11 protein-coding genes are annotated in these 18225 nt (G+C 49.8%); 2 read left to right on the forward strand and 9 right to left on the reverse strand.

Translation table 11 applies throughout. The annotated features are described in order from the left end of the window. Nucleotides 1-120: 120 nt before the first annotated feature. Entirely contained in the window at nucleotides 121-3453 is a 3333-nt protein-coding gene (locus tag ACFVU8_RS15180) for a DUF5107 domain-containing protein (protein ID WP_387428214.1), read from the reverse strand. 161 nt (nucleotides 3454-3614) lie between these two features. On the opposite strand from ACFVU8_RS15180, the gene ACFVU8_RS15185 reads away from it, so the two are divergent. Next, on the forward strand, nucleotides 3615-4508 hold the full coding sequence (locus tag ACFVU8_RS15185) for an AraC family transcriptional regulator (RefSeq protein ID WP_387428216.1): 894 nt from the start codon (nucleotides 3615-3617) through the stop codon (nucleotides 4506-4508). A gap of 91 nt (nucleotides 4509-4599) precedes the next feature. Here the strand turns inward: ACFVU8_RS15185 and ACFVU8_RS15190 are convergent, their stop codons facing one another. From ACFVU8_RS15190 to ACFVU8_RS15225, 8 genes are all read right to left on the reverse strand, one after another. Next, nucleotides 4600-6222 carry a response regulator gene (locus ACFVU8_RS15190; protein WP_387428218.1) on the reverse strand — a complete coding sequence of 541 codons (1623 nt, stop codon included), beginning with the start codon at nucleotides 6220-6222 and terminating at the stop codon, nucleotides 4600-4602. Between the two features lies 1 nt (nucleotide 6223). After that, on the reverse strand, nucleotides 6224-8023 hold the full coding sequence (locus ACFVU8_RS15195) for a cache domain-containing sensor histidine kinase (protein ID WP_387428220.1): 1800 nt from the start codon (nucleotides 8021-8023) through the stop codon (nucleotides 6224-6226). 140 nt (nucleotides 8024-8163) lie between these two features. After that, nucleotides 8164-9816: a type 2 periplasmic-binding domain-containing protein gene (locus ACFVU8_RS15200; RefSeq protein WP_379465149.1), complete on the reverse strand. Its 1653-nt coding sequence runs from the start codon at nucleotides 9814-9816 to the stop codon at nucleotides 8164-8166. 71 nt (nucleotides 9817-9887) lie between these two features. Then, the gene (locus tag ACFVU8_RS15205; protein ID WP_379465151.1) at nucleotides 9888-10784 is read right to left on the reverse strand and encodes a carbohydrate ABC transporter permease; all 897 of its coding nucleotides are present in this window, start codon (nucleotides 10782-10784) and stop codon (nucleotides 9888-9890) included. Between the two features lie 4 nt (nucleotides 10785-10788). Then, nucleotides 10789-11682, reverse strand: coding sequence for an ABC transporter permease (locus tag ACFVU8_RS15210; RefSeq protein WP_175370243.1), 894 nt, complete (start codon nucleotides 11680-11682; stop codon nucleotides 10789-10791). 282 nt (nucleotides 11683-11964) lie between these two features. After that, nucleotides 11965-13578 carry an extracellular solute-binding protein gene (locus ACFVU8_RS15215; protein ID WP_217622249.1) on the reverse strand — a complete coding sequence of 538 codons (1614 nt, stop codon included), beginning with the start codon at nucleotides 13576-13578 and terminating at the stop codon, nucleotides 11965-11967. 139 nt (nucleotides 13579-13717) lie between these two features. Further along, nucleotides 13718-14608 (reverse strand): carbohydrate ABC transporter permease, encoded by an 891-nt coding sequence (locus tag ACFVU8_RS15220; RefSeq protein ID WP_175370242.1) that lies wholly within the window; start codon nucleotides 14606-14608, stop codon nucleotides 13718-13720. Between the two features lie 26 nt (nucleotides 14609-14634). Continuing rightward, entirely contained in the window at nucleotides 14635-15591 is a 957-nt protein-coding gene (locus ACFVU8_RS15225; protein WP_175370241.1) for an ABC transporter permease, read from the reverse strand. A 283-nt stretch (nucleotides 15592-15874) separates the two neighbouring features. Here ACFVU8_RS15225 and ACFVU8_RS15230 point away from each other — a divergent pair, with 283 nt between their 5' ends. Continuing rightward, a complete protein-coding gene (locus tag ACFVU8_RS15230) occupies nucleotides 15875-17638 on the forward strand; it encodes a cache domain-containing sensor histidine kinase (RefSeq protein ID WP_175370240.1) in 1764 nt (587 codons plus the stop codon). Nucleotides 17639-18225: the final 587 nt, after the last annotated feature.

Consider the following 18225-nt stretch of genomic DNA (forward strand, 5'->3'; position numbering starts at 1 on the left):
GACCACCAGAGGATGATCATCGCAGACGACCCTGCAATAATCATCCTCCAGTATACACCCGCTAGTATTCTTCCAGTATTATTCTGCCGCTATTTTGTCAGTGATGTTCATTATGAGCCGCTAGCTCAGGTTAAGATGGATCAAAGCTCCCTGATGATTGGCTTCCAGCGCCAGCACCTCTTGGAACCGGGCTTTGGCTTCCTCTGTGCGTCCCAATCCAAGTAATCCGAGACCCAGCATGTAGCGGCAATGGATTTCATTGCGTCTGTTCAGATCATCCTCGAAGACGAGGAAATCCGGGAGCGACACAGCAAAGTAATCAAATTCCACTTCATCGAACAGATGCTTTTCTGCGTAATCTACCAGCTTGTTAAAACGGCGTTTGCTTTCCTTCTCGACTTGTAGCTTCTGCCAAGCCAGCCCTTGATAGAAAATCATATCCGGCGGCTGATCGTTGTAATACATCGCTCCCGCTGGTTCCTCCAGCCCTTGCGAAGCGGCGCTCCAATAGAATTCGGCCTGCTCCCGGTTGCCCAAGCCCTCATACGCGTTACCCAGATAGTACAGGATATTGTTCTCCTGCGCGCCGTCCAGCTTGCCTTCCCCGAGATTCTCTGGATAGATACGCGCCTTCAGCAGCAAGGACACCGCTTCTTCGTAGTTTCCTTCTTGCAATTTCTTCTTACCCAGCTCCACATGGCCGAACACATACTGTCCGGTCACCTTGCCTTCTCCGCCTTCCCATGGATGGAAGTTGCGGTTTTCCAGTACCGAGATGGCCTCTTCGTGCCGCCCCAGAGAATTGAGCAAGGCCACGAACTCCACATACAGGTCATCACGCTTGCCGACAAGGTCCGAATGGGATTCCAGTTTGGCAAAGCGCCAGTCGGCAGGACGACCCAGCTTCTTGTAGAGCTGATCCAATTCATAGAAGACACGGGCATCGGCTGTGTTCAATTCAAAAGCGCGTTCCAGTGACTGGAGTGCGGCCTGTGGATCATTGCGTTTGTTGAAATAAGCCAGCGCCAGATTACGGTGTACCGTTGGAAAATCGCTCTGGAGCGACGCAGCCGCTTCCCAGCGGGCGATGGCATCCGCATGGCGTTTCTTGTCATACAGCCAGTTGCCCAGATAGTAGTTCGCCATGCCATCGGCAGGGTTTGCCGCAATGGCGTTCTCCAGCACAGCCAGATCTACCAGGCTGTTCGGGAAGCAGTAGTCGGCAGGCGCCTGGCTGCCGGCCTGGCGGTGTGCTGCCGCAAGCTCAGCCGAGCCAAGCTGTGCGTAGGCATAGGCCAGGGTGTAGTGCAGCATCGGATAGGCGGATGTGCCCGCATCCGGTGCGATCCGCGCCATGACCTGCACGGCCTCTTCATACAGGCCCGAGCCGATATAATCGGCAGCCAGCTGCAGCGTGTTATGAACATCGCCGCGCATGAAGCGCTGCAGTTCAGCCAGCGCAGCTTCCGCCTGGGCGGCTTCGCCCAGCGCCAACAGTGCCGCCCACCGTTCGTTGGCGGCTCCAAAGTCAGCGGGATCGAGCGCCAGCGTCTCTTCCGCAAAGGCCAGACCCTTCGCAGGCTTGCCCAGCCTGCGTAGCAGCGCCGCCTTCAGATGGCGCGCCTTATAGTTGCGACTGTTGCGGATGAGCGAACGCTCCACCAGCTCCAGCGCTTCACCGTATTGCCCCTGGCCGCTAGCGATGCCAGCCAGCGAGAAGTATCCGCTGTCCTGCCAAGCAGCGGACCATACGGCTTTGTAGAACGCAGCGAAGGCCTCTTCGCTCCGGTTCTGCAATTTCAAGGCCATCCCGAGCTGATAGTAGGCTTCGCTATCATAAGGGTTCGGATTCCGCCAAGTCAGCGATTTCACTGCGGTGCGGAAATGTCCCTCCGCCTCGGCAAAGCGCCCGCGGCGCAGCAGCAGTGTACCGTAAGCTGTGTTAATCCGGATATCATTCGGGTCGCGCTTCAGCCCTTCGAGGTAATACGACTCCGGCTCAAAGGTGGCATGGCGATATTGCTCAAGGTGCAGACCGGCCAGATACAGCTGCTCGTTCGTGAGCAGTTCTTCCGGCTTCGGCAGTGGCTTAGCTGCATCCGGGACCTGTTCAATGGACGGCTTCGCCGGACGGTAGGCAATCAACAGACGTCCAGAAGCATCCCTTACCGTAACCGTAAGATCATGCGGAAGGTCGCCGTCGTCCAGCGTGATGACTGACTTGTAGGTCGAGGTTGGAGAGAGTGTCACCTCATCGGAGACATAGGTGCGGCTCCGGCCCTTCAGCTCAATTACGGCACCCTCGAAGACCGATGTCGCATAGGCCAACACTGTAGCCGTGCGTTCTGTCTCATCCACTTCCAGATTGACAGCGGCTTCAATCGAAGCATTCTTGACCACGCCGATATCTTTATAAGGCATGAAATATTGCTTGAAGGATTTCTCTTCATACGGCTGGAGCCATGTGAAGTCTGGCTGGTTGTCCGTGAACACGCCTGTCATTAGCTCAATATACGGGCCGTCCTCATCCGTTAGATTGCGGTCCCACGCCTGGCCGAATTCGCCGTTGCCCCAGGTCCACTGCTTCTTACCCGGTGAGACATGATGATTCGCTACGTGCAATAATCCAGCCTGTACCCCATGATCATAACCGCCTACGAAGTTAAAGTCCGACTTGTAGGCCATATAAGAGGTCGGCACCGGGATGTTCTTGTAGCGGGAAATATCTACACCTTCGGAGTAGTCCATCTTGTAATAGGTGCCAGTCGCTATCGGGAAGCGCGAGACATCACGTTTGCCGTGGTCAAAAACCGCTGTTACGTCCGGAGGGAACACGGACTGAGTGTGATCGTTGACGGCAACCGCCGGATTCGCCCACCATAAGAAGGTTTGTGGCTCCGGTGTCCGGTTGTACATCTGCGCCGAAATCTCCAGATAAGCCTTGCCGGGATGCAGGGTGAATCCTGCGGTCACCTTGGTGCCGCTCATCCGGTCAATCTCGCTGACCCAGACCGTAGCGCTTCCGTCTTCACCCTGCTCCAGCCGGTATTCTACCGGACCAAAGGTATTGGGACGGTGATGCTGCGGCCAGTTGAACTCAATACCGCCAGAGATCCACGGCCCGGTCAGGCCAACCAGTGCTGGCTTAATAACTTGATTGTGATAGACAAAATCATAATCGTTGGTTTTATCAATCGCCCGGTAGATCCGTCCGCCGATCTGCGGCATAATCTGAATCTGTACGAACTCATTTTCCAAAAAGACTATCTGGTAAGGCTTCATGACCTTCTCATCGTAAATTTTATCAATGACAGGAAGCGGATACACGCGTCCCGAGCTTCCTTGATAGACCCGCTTTTCCAGGAACATCGGATTCTTGTCCGGCTGTCCGACTTCATAGGTGGGAATCTCGATACTTTCCTCCCAAATCTTCACTTCTTGAATTGTTGACACGGGTGCCCATCCTCTCTTGTAAGGGATTCACTTGCTACCTTTATCTTACGAGTGAACACGCATAGACACCATTGACTATCTCATGAGGATGATGGACTATATGATGATTGTAAGCCATTGATAGATTTGACAAAGAAATTCCGCTCGAGCATAGTGTATATATGGAAAATATACGAATTGAGGAAGGCTTCAATGCCCAGAAATTAATCGTCCTGCCGGATCATATTATTAGAGACTATGCCCAGCATCCCCTGATCCGCCCGCTGCATTTAACCGATATCGGCTACTTTCCACTGGCGCAGCATCACTACAGGGAACGCCCGGAAGGCAGCGCAGCGTATATCGTTATCTACTGCATCAGCGGCGAAGGCTGGTACAGGGTGCAAGGCCAGAAAACACAGACACTGCACAAGGGTTCCGCAGTCGTTATCCCCGCAGGAATGGCGCATGAATACGCCTCTTCCGCGGAGCATCCATGGAGTATTTACTGGTGGCATATGAAAGGAGAGAACGCCGCCGATTTCTTCTCGGGGAGCGACGGGGCATGTGAACCGATTCCGATCCCGGTCGACAAATCCCTGAAGATCGTAGAACTGTTCGATGAGTGCTATGAGCTGCTGCAAAAAGGATACACCTTGCACCATATCATCTATGTCTCACAGCTCGCCTGTCATCTGGCGGCCATCCTGAAGTTCTCGCAGCTTCAGCCGCTCACTAGCCAGCAGCAACGCAACAAGCACGATATTGAGCGCTCCGTGAAGTTTATGACTGAGCATTTGGAGCATAATCTGTCACTCAAAGAGCTTGCGGCAGAGAGCAACCTGTCTGTCCCGCACTTCACCCACAGGTTCAAAAAAACGACCGGCTATTCGCCGATCGATTATTACTTGCGCCTCAAGGTGCAGCTGGCCTGCCAGCATCTCGACCTGACAGATCACAGCATCAAGGAAATCAGCCATCGGCTGGGATTTCAGGACCCCTACTATTTCTCCAGACTGTTCAAGAAGATTATGGGTTGCTCGCCCTCGCAGTACCGCAGCACACATAAAGGGTGATAGATGCGCAACAGGCATACTGAAGCGTAAAAGACTCTATATCATATGAGGGGTCCGAAAAAGCCGGTACTGATTCGAACCGTTCAAAAGCTCACCTCTTATCCCGCCCTTCCTCCTTAGAGTGATAATTCCGGTACTCCTGCGGGGTGCAGCCGACGATCTTCTTGAACAGGTAGGTGAAATACGCCGAGGTCTGGATACCGACCTGCTCGGCTACTTCATAGACTTTAACGCTAGGGTCCTGCAGCAGCTCCCGTGCCAGCTTGATCCGGGTCTCCTGGACATAGTCGGAGATGGTGATGCCCATTTCTTTTTTGAATAACACGCTTAGGTAGCTGGCATTCAGGTTGAATTGTTCCGCAAGCTGCTTTACTGTCCAGTTCTCCTTCACCTTCTCCTCGATAAAAACGGCGATTCTGCGAATCAGACTGCGCTGCTGGTTGAGCTGATCATGCTGGTCTTCGGTCATATAACGGTCTACAACCTCGGTCAGTACTTCAACAATCTGCAGGGTACTGCTGCAATCCAGCAGCCGCCGCCACATGAGGATATTGATTTCGCCTTCTGTTTTGCTGTGCCACTTGAGTGCCCGAATCAGCTCGCTAAGGAAGCTCATGCCGAAAGCCTGCACATGTGAAAAAGATATGGGTTCCTGCCCCAGCACCAAATCGAAGATGGATTGCATATGCCCAGACACGCCGGGGGCATCTCCCTCTTCCATCAGCTTCACCATCTTGGGCATCAATTCCTCACGCAGCCGGTAATCCTTGAAGCCCGCAGAATCGAGCTGCTCAAACCGGGCAATCTGCCCATCGGCAATCAGGCGCGACTGAGCCATCATGAATCGGACCTCTTTGTACAGCAGCTGAGCCTCTCCCCAGCCGCTGCCTTCTCTGCTGCAGCCAACGGTCACTGTGGATCCATATTGCTCCAGCACCATCTCCTGGATAAAGCTAAACTGCTTCTCCATCCGCGCACGTTCCTCGGGACTTGCGTTCAGCTCCAGCACCACGATCTCATCAGGTGCGGTTTGCCCCTGAAATAACAGGGAACCGAGGTCGGATAGGCCGATATCAATCGTTTTGCGAAAAAGCCCCCCAAGGACAACACGCTCCCTCGCCTCCTGCCCCGAGGTTAGAAAATGATCCAGACCAAAGACAATGACCCGCAGCCCCTGCTCCATCTGCGGTAGCTCCAACAACCGCTCCCAGGAGGACAGCATCTCCTCCGTCTGAGCAATCCCGGCAATGAGGTCGCTGACAAAGCGCTCCTTCGCCACCCGGATACTCTCCGATACTTTTTGCTCCAGTTCACGGGTCTGATCCTTAATCGCATTCATCTTCTCCAGCGTCACCCGCAGCGAAGTCAGACGGCTTGCGACCTCCTCCAGTTTAAGCGGTTTCAAAACATAAGCCTGAGCTCCCACATCAATAGCGTCGCGGACAAACTCAAATTCGTTATATCCGCTAATCATCAGCACCTGCAGCTGAGGGTACATCCACTTGGCATGCGCTACCAGCTCTATCCCGCTCATTTCAGGCATCGACACATCCGAGATCAGCACATCAAAAGCCGTCTCCTTAAGCAGCTCCAGCGCTTCCTCACCTGATTCACAAGTCATCGGCTGCTCGTAACCAAGGCTCTCCCATTCTATATAACGGACCAGCCCATAGACATTGGACGGTTCATCATCCACAATCAGTACCTTCAGCATGCTACACATCCTTTCCCAGACTCATTGGTTCGGTACAAGCCGGGAACTTGATCGTCACCAGCGTCCACTCGCCTGCTTCACTCTCGATCTCAAATGACGCTTCCCCGCCAAAATAAAGACTGAGCCGCTCTTTAATATTGGCTGTCCCAAAGCCGTTGCTTCTATTTTTACTCACCGTTCGTCCCTCCCGGACATCCTTCAGCTCCTCGGCCGGGATTCCTTTCCCGTTGTCAAAGACGGTTAGCGCGATCTTCTCCTGTTCATACCGTACAGAAATAATAATCAGGGCATCTTTCTTACGGGTAATGGAACCATGCTGATAACAATTTTCTACAATCGGCTGCAAAATCGTCTTGACGGTAAAATAACGGAGCGCCTCCTCATCAATCTCCCATTCCACCTGCACCCGGTCCGGATAACGAAGCTGCTGAATTTCCATATAAGCCTGAACATGCTGGAGTTCTTCTGCAATCGGCACCACGCTGATGTTATTATTGAGCGTTAGCCGGTAAAAGGCGGTGAGCGCGTCGATAATCCGAAGCTGTTCTTCATCCTGCAAATCCAGTGCCCGCCAGCGAAGCAATCCCAGCGAGTTATAGACAAAGTGAGGATTAATCTGCGCCTGCAGCGCCTTGAAGGCTTGCTCCTTCTCCATTACACCAGCCATACGGATATCCTGCACCAGCTTGCCCAGCCGGCCAGACATGGAATTGAAGATATTCTCCAGTTCGCCCAGTTCATCATGCCCGGAGCTCCGCACCATGACCTCAAATTCACCGCGGGACAGGTCGCTCATCCGGTTGCCCAGCCTGCGGATGCGCAGCACGATGTTCTTGATAATAGTCAGCATCAGGAAGATGGACAAGAGCAGGAAGAAGGCCATAATACTGATCATCAGAATCAGTACAGTCCAATTCTGGCCGTCTACAAATTTCGCATGAATGACAGCAACAACCTGCCAGCCTGAAGATAGCGGCTTACTGATCACCATCGCTTTGGTTTCATGCGGATTGTAGACATTGGCATTCACCGGTTTAGCCGCCTTCCCTCCGGCAGCTTCATCCGGCAGCATGCGGTTCCCGATGACTTCGCGGTTTGTCCCCGCCAGAATCTGACGAGAGCTATCGATCACATACAGGCTCCCGTTGTCGTTAAACGGCTGACCCAGCAAATCGCCGAAGACAGCATCGTAATTCAGCAGGATATAGACTGCACCCAGAATATTTCCCGTCGGATTGATAATTTTACGGGAGAGAACAATCTGGTTCGGATTACCGGGAACACTAGCCCAGTGCAGTGAATCCGGGGAATTCACCACCTCTTCGAACCAGGATTGTTCATCCCGTCCGGCCAGAGGACGGTCCTCCGGGCGCCACAGCAGCTGTCCGTCCTGCACCAGGGTGTCGTTGGTATGATAGATACGGAAATCCGCGATTCCCGGCAAATATTTGCTTGTAACCAGAAACGTCCGATCCACATAGTTAACCGTATCCACAATATCCGCCCGGTCTGTATATTCCCGCCCCAGCCGGGCCACGAGCTCACCGTCGGTGGCGGTGCGGACAGCTAACAGATCATAGCTCTGTTTGCCAAAATCCACATTGCGCGCCGTCTGCCGGACTGCCTCATCAACCGTAGCCAGAAAGCTGTTATGAAAGCTTTGAATGACCAGGTAAATGGCACCGCTACCAAGCAGCAGCGTCGGAATCAGCAGGATTAGAATATACATGGATAAAATTTTGCCGTACAGATCCATCCCTTGTGTGAACCCGATAATCCTGCGCTCCAACCATTGTCTCAAGAAAGTTCCTCCTCCCGCCATCCCCTCATGTATAAAACCGTCTTAAAACAGGAATAAACGGGAGCCCTTCCCCAAAAAAAGGAAGGTCCCCGTTCTTCGATGTCCTGACAGGAGCCGCCGTCATCCGGCGGTGCTGCATTTTACTTGCTTGCCTGAGCTTGCAACTCCTCATGCCATTCATTCTTTAGCTCGCTCCAGTGTGCGCGCTTCTCCAAGGCACCCTGGAATTCCGTCCAGGCCTGTTCGAACCCGGCCTCATCCTTGGCCATGATCAGCTTGGCCTTGTATTCCTTGCGCACATTTTCCAGCTCCGGCAGATACTTTTCCCAAAGACCGCCCGGTTTAGCTTTAACCATATCATAGTCCTCGGCCACACGGGCACCGCCCATTTTACCGATACTTTCGGTGAATTCAATCGTCTTGAGTCTGCCCTTAGGATCGGTTACGCCGTAGTTCCACCAAGGATACCATTTGTTGCTGTAAGAAGAGGTCGCATATAGCTCCGGTGTCGTACTTGCTTTCTTGGCGGAGTCTCCGGAATCATGCAGCTCTTTGTACTTGGCATCCGTATACACCCATTTACCCAGCGGCTGATCTACCCAATCCCAGAACACTCCGGCTGGTCCTTCGTTCGCTACCTGCTGCTGCTCTGGTTTTTGCTGCAATGTGTAATCAAAGAAGGACAGGATTGCATCCAGATTCTTGGTGTTCTTGTTGATGTATACATCGTTTGCCGGGTAAGGATTAATGATTTGATTCGCACCGACATGGTCAACACCCGGAACTTTCGGGTAAGGAATGACATCATAGAACCAGGCTGGTTCGGTTGGGCCATCCAACGTTTCCCACAGGGAAGCGTCCATGTTGAAGAATCCGCCTACGTTCATAGCTACCCGACCCGTTTTGTTCTTCTCCTTGTAGCGTTCCTTCTTATCAGTAATCGCTTCAGGATCAAGCAGGTTCTCTCTGTACAGTTTGTTCATCCATTGGTATGCCGCTTTGTACTCCGGGTTGTCATAGATGAATTCGTAATCGTTACCCTTCTTCTCTACCGGAATTACACCGCCTGCCGAGCTGACGGTCACACCAAAGGTACTGAGAACAACGTTCTCGTCATTGGCATCAGACATGAAGCTGAGCGGAAGCAGATTTTTGCCGGATGCATCCTTCTGACCTGCTGCCAGCTTCAGATACTTCTCCACACCATCAATCGTTTTCAGATCATCTTTGGTCATGCCGACCTGCTCCAGCACGTCGCTGCGGACGAACCAGCCTAAGGAAGCCCAGCCCGGCCACGGGTCTGCAGGATCCTGATCGAACCAGGTCGGGATCGACCAGATGTGACCATCGGCATCCTTCATTTTATCAAGATATACTTTAGGAATGGCTGCCAGACTTGGATATTTGTCCGGCATATCGAAATATTGCTCGAGCGGAAGAACGCTCTTCGAACGAATCATGGCATTGGTCACCACATCTCCGCGTGAGAAAATGGCTGCATCCTCAAAACCGCCGGTGTTCAGCTTCAGATTTAACTGGGTCATGGCATCACCCTGCGTAGACTCCAATTGAACGTTGATACCCGGCTCTTTCTCTCTCCAATACTTCTGTACCATGCTGTCATTGTTGACGGTCGCCGACCAGCCGAGCCACAGCTTGAATGTCTTGGAACCGCTGGCGCCTTCATCTGTGCCAGGTGTGCCTGCACCGCCTGAGCATGCGGACAGTACAGAAACTAGCATGGCAGTACTGAGTACCGCCGCCCCTTTATTTCTCCAGCCACGTAGATTCACTATTTATCCCCCTCATGGATAACAGATTGGTATATTGTTGTTGCCTCATACCCACTAATACAGGAGCTGCATCATCCCTTGACGGAACCGATCAGAACCCCTTTGACAAAATACTTTTGCAGGAACGGATACACACAGAGAATCGGAATTGCACTCACCATTACGGTAGCCATCTTAATAGACATCAACGTTACGTTGGAGAGCATCGTTCCCCGTGCCAGTGCTTCCTGGTTATTGTTGGAGCCAAGCACTGTAGAGATATCCTGAGCGGACAAGAGCTGCTGCAGGAAGGTCTGCACCGGAATGAGATTCTGATCGCTGACATAGAATGCGCCGGCGAACCAGTCATTCCAATGACCTACTGCGGTAAATAATCCGATGGCCGCCAGCATAGGCTTGGAGAGCGGCAGCACGACTACGAACAGAATGCGCAGCGGGTTGGCGCCGTCAATCTCTGCTGACTCAATCAACGCCTCGGGAATGCCCTGAATGAATTTCATCATAACGAACATGTTCCAGGCTGAGAAGGCCGACGGAATAATATATACCCAGAAGGAATTCAGCAGAGACAGATTGTTCAGCTGAATATACAGCGGAATCAATCCGCCGCTAAAGAGCATCGTAAGCAGAACGTAAGCGAGAATCTGCTTTCTGAATGGCAGCAGCCGGTAAGATATGCCGAACGCCATCAGGAGCGTCACCGCCAGTCCGATTAGCGTTCCCAGCACCGTCCGGGCAATCGTAATCAGGTAGGCATGGCGGATTACAACGTTGCCAAGTACAATTTCATAATTGTACAGTGTGAACTCCCGCGGCCATAGATACACCCCGCCCTTGGCAGCATCGCTGCCTACGTTGAGGGAAACTGCCAGCATATACAGGAACGGATAGATGACCGATACGCATAGCAGGGACAGTAGAACAATAATGATTACCTGGGCTGTTCTATCTCTTAACGAAGTCTTCATCTCTCTACCACAGCCCCTCTCCATTGAATTTGCGGGCCAGCTGATTCGTAACGAGTACCAGAATCAAACTGATCACTGAAGATAACAGACCGATCGCAGTAGCCATCCCGAAATAGCCTTGCTGCAAGCCGCTGCGTAAAATGTACGTATCCAGCACATCTGCAACCGGCTGGTTGGCCGGATTCATCAGCGGATAGATCTGATCCATCCCCACTGCAATCAAGCTCGGCATGCTGAGGATCAGTACAATCGCAATGGTCGGCATCATACCCGGCAACGTGATATGGCGAATCTGTGCGAGTCTGCCTGCGCCTTCCACCTTCGCCGCTTCATAGAGCTGCGGGTCAATAGTCGTGATTGCTGCGAGATACAGAATCGTATTCCAGCCGACTTCCTTCCACAAGCCGCTCGCCACAATCATCGGACGGAACCACTCGGTCGAACCAAGGAAGAAAACCGGATCTCCGCCCATATTGACGATCAGCTGGTTGACTAGACCGCCATCGAGGGTCAGCAGGGACTGTAGAATGTAAGCCACCACGATCCATGAAAAGAAGTGAGGCAGATAACTGACCGATTGCACGAAACGTTTAAAAGCGTTATTTCTGACTTCGTTAATGAGCAATGCCAGAATAATCGGCGCAGGGAATCCGAATATAAATTTGAGTAAAGCAATCCAAATCGTATTTTTCACTACAATCCAGAATTGGTCATCCTGCAAGAAAGAAAAGTTCTCCAGCCCTACCCACGGGCTGTTCCAGATCGTTCCCCCGATATGGAAATCCTTGAAGGCGACTTGAATGCCGGCCATCGGAATATAACTGAATAGAAACAACAGCACTACAGCCGGCAGAATCATTACATATTGCCAGCGGTATTTAGAGAGTCTTGCAAGCATTTCATCACCTCTTTCAGCACGTTAATCATCTTGTATTGTCATTATAGTGCCGTTCTGTAAGCGCATCCATATAACAACGATTGGATTTTTGTCGTTATGATTGGAACTTGATTGCTGAAAGAAAGTGTATCAGCTAAAGCGTTTGATTTCTTGTAGTAGATTACCGCAGAGAATGTACTATTTTAACACCGGTATGAAGGACAGCAAAAAAAATAACCCGTAAGCCGTCGCCTCAGCAGAGGTTCGTCTTACGGGTTATTTATCCATTCAGAACTGGGCTAATTATTTTCCGCCCCAAAGCTTCATACGTTCTTCATACTTCTGGTTGATAATCTCTTCTACCTTCTCATCGCCAGCCTTTTTCATATCGTCAAGCATCTTGTCGAATGTGGCATTAGCTTCAGCCTCAGTAGGAGCAATGATTACTCGGGTAGTGCTTTGTTCCATAATATCTTTAACCTTCTGAGCTGTCAGTGCTTCAGGTGTTCCGCCATCAGGAGTCAGGTTATCATATTCCGCTGTATCCCAAACGGAATCCCCAAGATTCTTGATCGCCATTTCATCTACTTCGTTGCGTTGGAATTTAACCGCCATATCGTAAGGCTGTCCGTTTGGATCCAGACCATTCTTGATGAACCACAGCCATTTGCGGACGCCGCTCTTCTTCACGGTATCATCCCAGTTATCTTTGAAGCTTTGCAAGAATGCAGGATCCGGTTCTCTCTTGCCATCTACCATCGTGTAGTTGGTTCCTTCTTGACCCCACAGCAGCAAATGCTGACCTTCATCACTTGCCAGGAAGTTGAACAGTTTCATTGTTTCTTCAGGGTGCTTGTTATTCTTCGTGATAGCGATTGCATCCCATCCCAGCGAGCTTCTTGGTCCAAATGTTGTTTGGGCAGGGTCTGTACCTGGTGCAACAACCTTGTACGGGAAGAGCTGGTTATCTACGCCGCCATCCTTCTTCAAAGCTGCATTACCATTACCTGGATCCCAATAAGCGCCTGGTGAGGAGAATACTGCGCCAGTAGCCAGCTTTTGAATCCATGTTTGCGTTTTACTAATAGCAAATTCTTTCTCGATCAGACCTTCTCTATACAAACGGTTCACATAGAGCAGCATCTCACGATACTTCGGATCCTTTACATCATACTGCAATTTTCCATTGTTATCGTAGTAGGTTTTCAGGCCCCACATACCTTTGAACGTTCCAAGATTGGCTCCCATATTCTCACCGTTCATTGTCATCGGAACGGATTCTTTTCCATCAATAGTTTTGTGTTTCTCTTTAAAATCTTTCAATATTTTTTCCAGATCGTCAGTTGTGAGTGGTGTAGTACCATCTGCCTTATCCGGAGCCAGTTCCGAAAGCAGATTTTTTCTCATCAGCATCCCGAAGACAGGATCACTATCCAGTCCATACCAGTTCGCCAAATAATAGTTTTGGCCGTCTTTATAGCGTGTTTTAGTCAATGTGTCGCCATACATTTCTTTCACATCAGAACCATATTTCTCAATCAACTCATCGAGCGGTACGAATGCTCCGCTTGTAATATACTTATCGAGTGAAGCGTCCCCACGGCTCATTACCACTACGTCCGGGTAGTCACCGCTGGCAAGCATCAAGCTCAGCTTCTCTGTCGGGTTTCCGGTAGGCTGTTGTATAGAGAGCGAAATGCCCGTCTTTTTAGTAATTTCCTGTGCTACAGCATCAGTAAAGGGCTCTCCCTTTGTATTAGAATCAAACCAGGTTAGTGTAATCGGCTCTTGTTTTGTATTGTCTCCGGCCGTTTGGTTTGTATTGTCTTTTGCGTCATTTGAACCACATCCCGCCAGTAAACCAGCAGCTAGTGCAGCCGTAATACCTACGCTCATCCATTTGTTTTTCTTTATCATTGACACCCTAATTCCTCCCATTGAATAAGTTACTTTACATGTCGTTCAAGCAACCAAGCAAGTCTGTCACCTCACCCCCCTTCAGGGCCGCCAGCCGGACAAGTCTTCTCCAGCTGGCGTTCGGTTTTATTTAACCATATTAACTCTTAACAGCACCCAAAGTCATACCCTTGACAAAGTACTTTTGCAGGAATGGATATACAAGCACGATAGGCAAGGTCGCAACCATCGTCGCTGCCATTCGGATCGTATCGCTTGAGACGGCATTCCGCTTGGCCGAGTTGGCTAGCATCTGCGTCTGTGACACCATACTTCCGGTCTGGAACTGGCTTAATATTTTAACGAGTACGGCTTGCAAGGTTTTCAGGTCTGAACTGTAGGTGAACGCATAGGAGTCAAACCAGGAATTCCAATGTCCAATGGCCTGGAAGAGTCCGACGGTTGCAAGCACAGGCGTTGTCAGCGGCAGAACAATCCGGAAGAAAATCGTCAAATCGTTCGCTCCGTCTACCTTTGCTGACTCTTCAATCTCATAAGGCAACCCCTCCATAAAGGTCCGTACAATAATCATATAGAAGACGTTCATCAAACTTGGCAGAATGAATACGGAGAACGTATCAATCATGTTCAGCGCTTTTAGAACCATATAATAAGGAATCAGACCACCGGCAAAATACATTGTGAAGACGAAGTAAAGGTTCCATCCTTTGCGTCCTACCAAATTCCGGCGGCTTAGCGGATAAGCCAGCATCGTAATAACGAGGACTGACAGCGGTGCACCGATCACGGTCCGTTTCACGGTTACCCAGAGACCGTTCATGATCTCACTGTCTTTCAATATCTGATTGTAGCTGTCCAGCGTCCACGCTCTTGGCCATAAGTAGACGCCTCCTCTTACCGTATCCTCCGCGCTATTTAATGAAAGAACGAGAATGTTCCAAAAAGGCAGGAATGTAACCAGCAATACAATTGTGAGAATGAGGTACACAAAGAATTTAAAGAAATAATCTCCGAATCTACTTGAAACCATCGCAAGCGCTCCTCTCCTGTTTTTATTTAGAACAACGCCTGGTCGTTCACTTTTCTGGAAATGTTATTCACAATCACTACTAGAATAAAGGCGACGACTGATTTAAACATCCCCACGGCAGCCCCGTAAGAGAACATGCTGTTTTGTAGTCCGTATTTATAAGCATAAATATCGATAACTTCCGAATATTCAAGGACTGTATTATTTTGCAGCAGGTATTGCTGTTCGAAGCCTGCGTTCAGAATGCCACCGACTGCGAGAATTCCCAGAATTACAATGGTTGGGCGCAGAGCTGGCAGCGTAATATGCCACATTTGGCGGAACCGGCTGGCTCCATCCACTCTTGCTGCTTCGTAAAGCTCCGGGTTAATGGCCGAAATCGCTGCAAGGTACATAATTGCGCTAAAACCCATTTCTTTCCACATATTTGATAAGGCGATAATCCACCAGAACAACGGTCCATTTTGCAGGAAGGCTACCGGTTCTTTGATCACTCCCAGCATAACCAGGAAGTTGTTAAGCATTCCATCCGAGGCAAGCAGTGTAATTACAATGTTCGCTGCGATAACCCAGGAGATAAAATGCGGCAGATAAGAAACCGTCTGTGTAAAACGCTTGAAGAATCCTTGTTTGGCTTCATTCAGCATCAATGCAAGTATGATTGGAGCAGGAAATCCGAATAACAGCGTCAGCAAGCTTGTTGCAAGCGTATTCCGCATTACCCGATAGAAATCTCCTGTGCTAAAGAAATATTCAAACCACTTTAAGCCAACAAATTCAGCACCAAAGAACTGATGTAAAAATGATCCTCCACCCGGCTGATAATTCGTAAATGCCATATACAATCCAAACATAGGACCGTAAGAAAACAGCAATGTCGCAATAAAGGCAGGGAACATAAGTACAAATAACCACTTTTGTTCTTTTAGTCTGTACCACAGACTGTTGCCCCTGACTGTTTTGATAGCGCTTGCTTTATACATCAAATACCCTCCCTTTCTCTTTACACAGCATGCCTAGCCATCTCTTGGCTTTACTTCTCTCCTCCTTATCTTAAGGCCGCTACAGGTTCCTTTCTATACTTGAATCCTCCGAAAGATACCGCTTTTTAAAGATGTTTTGCCGCAAACTATTGTTGGATTTCGATATTCAGTCTGCTATGATAAACTTGGAAAACTTGTCTTTGTGAGTCAGGAAAAATATGTATATCACTGCCTGTTAGTCATTAAGGTACACCAAATACTCCTTAGAGAAAGGGCTTCTTCGATGCGTCAGTTTTATAGAAAATACTTCTACATGCCGTTCCTGGATCTAAGCTTTCGTTCCAAGCTGTTCCTGGTGTTTGTCCTGGTCACCATTGTTCCAATGATGCTGTTGGCCTACATATCATTCGAGCTGACAAAGTCCAAGCTCACAGAACAAATCTATATCAATATGATGAATTCAACCGCCCAGATCACCAAGAATCTGGAGAACAAGCTGGATAGTTATGAACATATTTCAGCTTCTATTTATTTGGATAGTAGATTGGCCAGTTATCTGACAAGCGAATATCAGGATGACCCTTCTTACCTGGATGTCTATAAATACATTGCTAATCGAATTGACACAGTGATGGCTGCTTACCCTGATTTTGATAGCGTATTCATTTATTCAAATAATGCATCGCTGCCCAAAGACAACTACTATATCAAACCGGTTACACCGGAAGTTGAAAAGACAGAATTGTTCAAGCAGTTGCAGCATACTTACGGTAATATTGTTCATTTGTCCTCGCCGCAAACCCAGGATAGTCCCGCCATGTTCACACTGGCCAGGCAGCTTAATAATAACCGCAACCAATATCCGTACGGAATTCTGGTCTTCAGTATATCCGAATCGGTAATTTACTCCTTAATGGAGAAGGAGGCTGGCGGGGAAGGGAAAGACATCTTTATCATCAACAATGACGGTGTGATCCTGTCTTCCGCCGACAAACAGCTGTTGAACACGAATTTGCCGGATCTGCTGGACCATCAGTTTGATGAGGCATCATCAGGCAGATTCGATACTACGTACAACGGGGTCAAGGCTTTTGCCGTCTACAATACGCTCAAAAACGGCTGGAAGACAGTGTCCATCTTCCCGTATGACAGCATCATCAAGAACGCCCGCTCATTATCGCAAACGATCATCAAAATCTCGCTGGCCTTTATTGGCGTGGCTCTGCTGCTTATTTATATCACTGCGTCGCTGTTCAGCAAACGTATCCGCATGTTAATCCGCATGATCCGGCGCATTGAGCGAGGCGATTTCACTACGACCAAGGACGAGCAGCTCGGCAATGATGAGATTGGACAGCTGCATTTTGCTTTCCGGCAAATGACGAACCGCCTGAAAAGCCTCATTACCGAGGTGTACCAGAAAGAGCTGCTGGGCAAGGAAGCTGAGCTGGATTTGCTGCAAGCCCAGATTAACCCTCATTTTCTGTACAATACGCTGGGCTCCATCTCCTCCTTGGCTATCAAGCATCAAGACCAACGGATTCAGGATATGGTCCTGAATTTAGCCAAGTTCTACCGTATCTCTCTCAATAAGGGGAAGAGCATCCTGACGATCAATGAGGAAATTAGGCTAACGAAAAGCTACAATGCCATTCAGTTGATTCGCTTCAAAGGGCAGCTGAATATTACCTATACGATTGATGAAGCCATCCTGCCCTACTCTACGGTGAAGCTGACCTTGCAGCCTTTTATTGAAAACGCGGTCATTCATGCCGTGTGGAATCAGGAGAGCCCGCTGAATATTCACATCAAAGGGATCATCGAGGACAACGACATTATCCTGTCCGTGATCGATGACGGTATGGGGATGAGACCAGACAAGTTACAAACACTGTTGGAGGACAAGCCTGGACGGGGCTATGGCATATCGAACGTGGATCGGCGAATCAAGCTGAAATTCGGGGAGCGTTATGGCGTAAAAGTGTACAGCAGACTGGGCATAGGGACCACAGTTCAGATCCGCCTGCCGCAAAAGGTGATGTTGTAACGAGAGCATAGAGTGTTAGTTGCCGAGTAGTTACTGCAGTCCGTTACTGGTTCCAAAATATAGTTTTATTGCAAATAGCGGCTATACAGTCCGCTACACTCCTTGCGTTAGTTAAAGCCTCTCTGGTGAGGTTAGTTTAGCAAGTAAAGAGTAGAGTCTGGTGCTGGCCCCACCGAGTAACGGACTCCAGAGACCTTATTATCTATATGCTGGATTGCTAGGGGGGCTAACGGACTCAGGTGACTCTATGGGCAGGCTGGCTGTTCAAAATGCGAGGTTTTGGAGTAAATAGCGGCGCTGGAGTCCGTTACATGTCTAAAACCCAGTTGTAATCGCAAATAGCGGCTGTACAGTCCGTTACACTCCTTGTGTTAGTTATGGCCTCACTGGTGAGGTCCACTTTAGCAAGATTGGTTACACTCCTTGCATAAGCTAAGGCCTATCTGGTGAGGTCACTTTAGCAAGTATCGAGTAAAGTCTGGTGCTCACACCGCCGCCTAACGGACCCCAGAGACCTTATTGTCTATATATTCGACCGCTAGGGAAGCTAACGGACTCAGGTGACTCTATGGGCTGGCCGTCTGATC

This window comes from Paenibacillus sp. NPDC058177, assembly GCF_042883835.1.
GTDB classification, from domain to species: domain Bacteria; phylum Bacillota; class Bacilli; order Paenibacillales; family Paenibacillaceae; genus Paenibacillus_AQ; species Paenibacillus_AQ agri.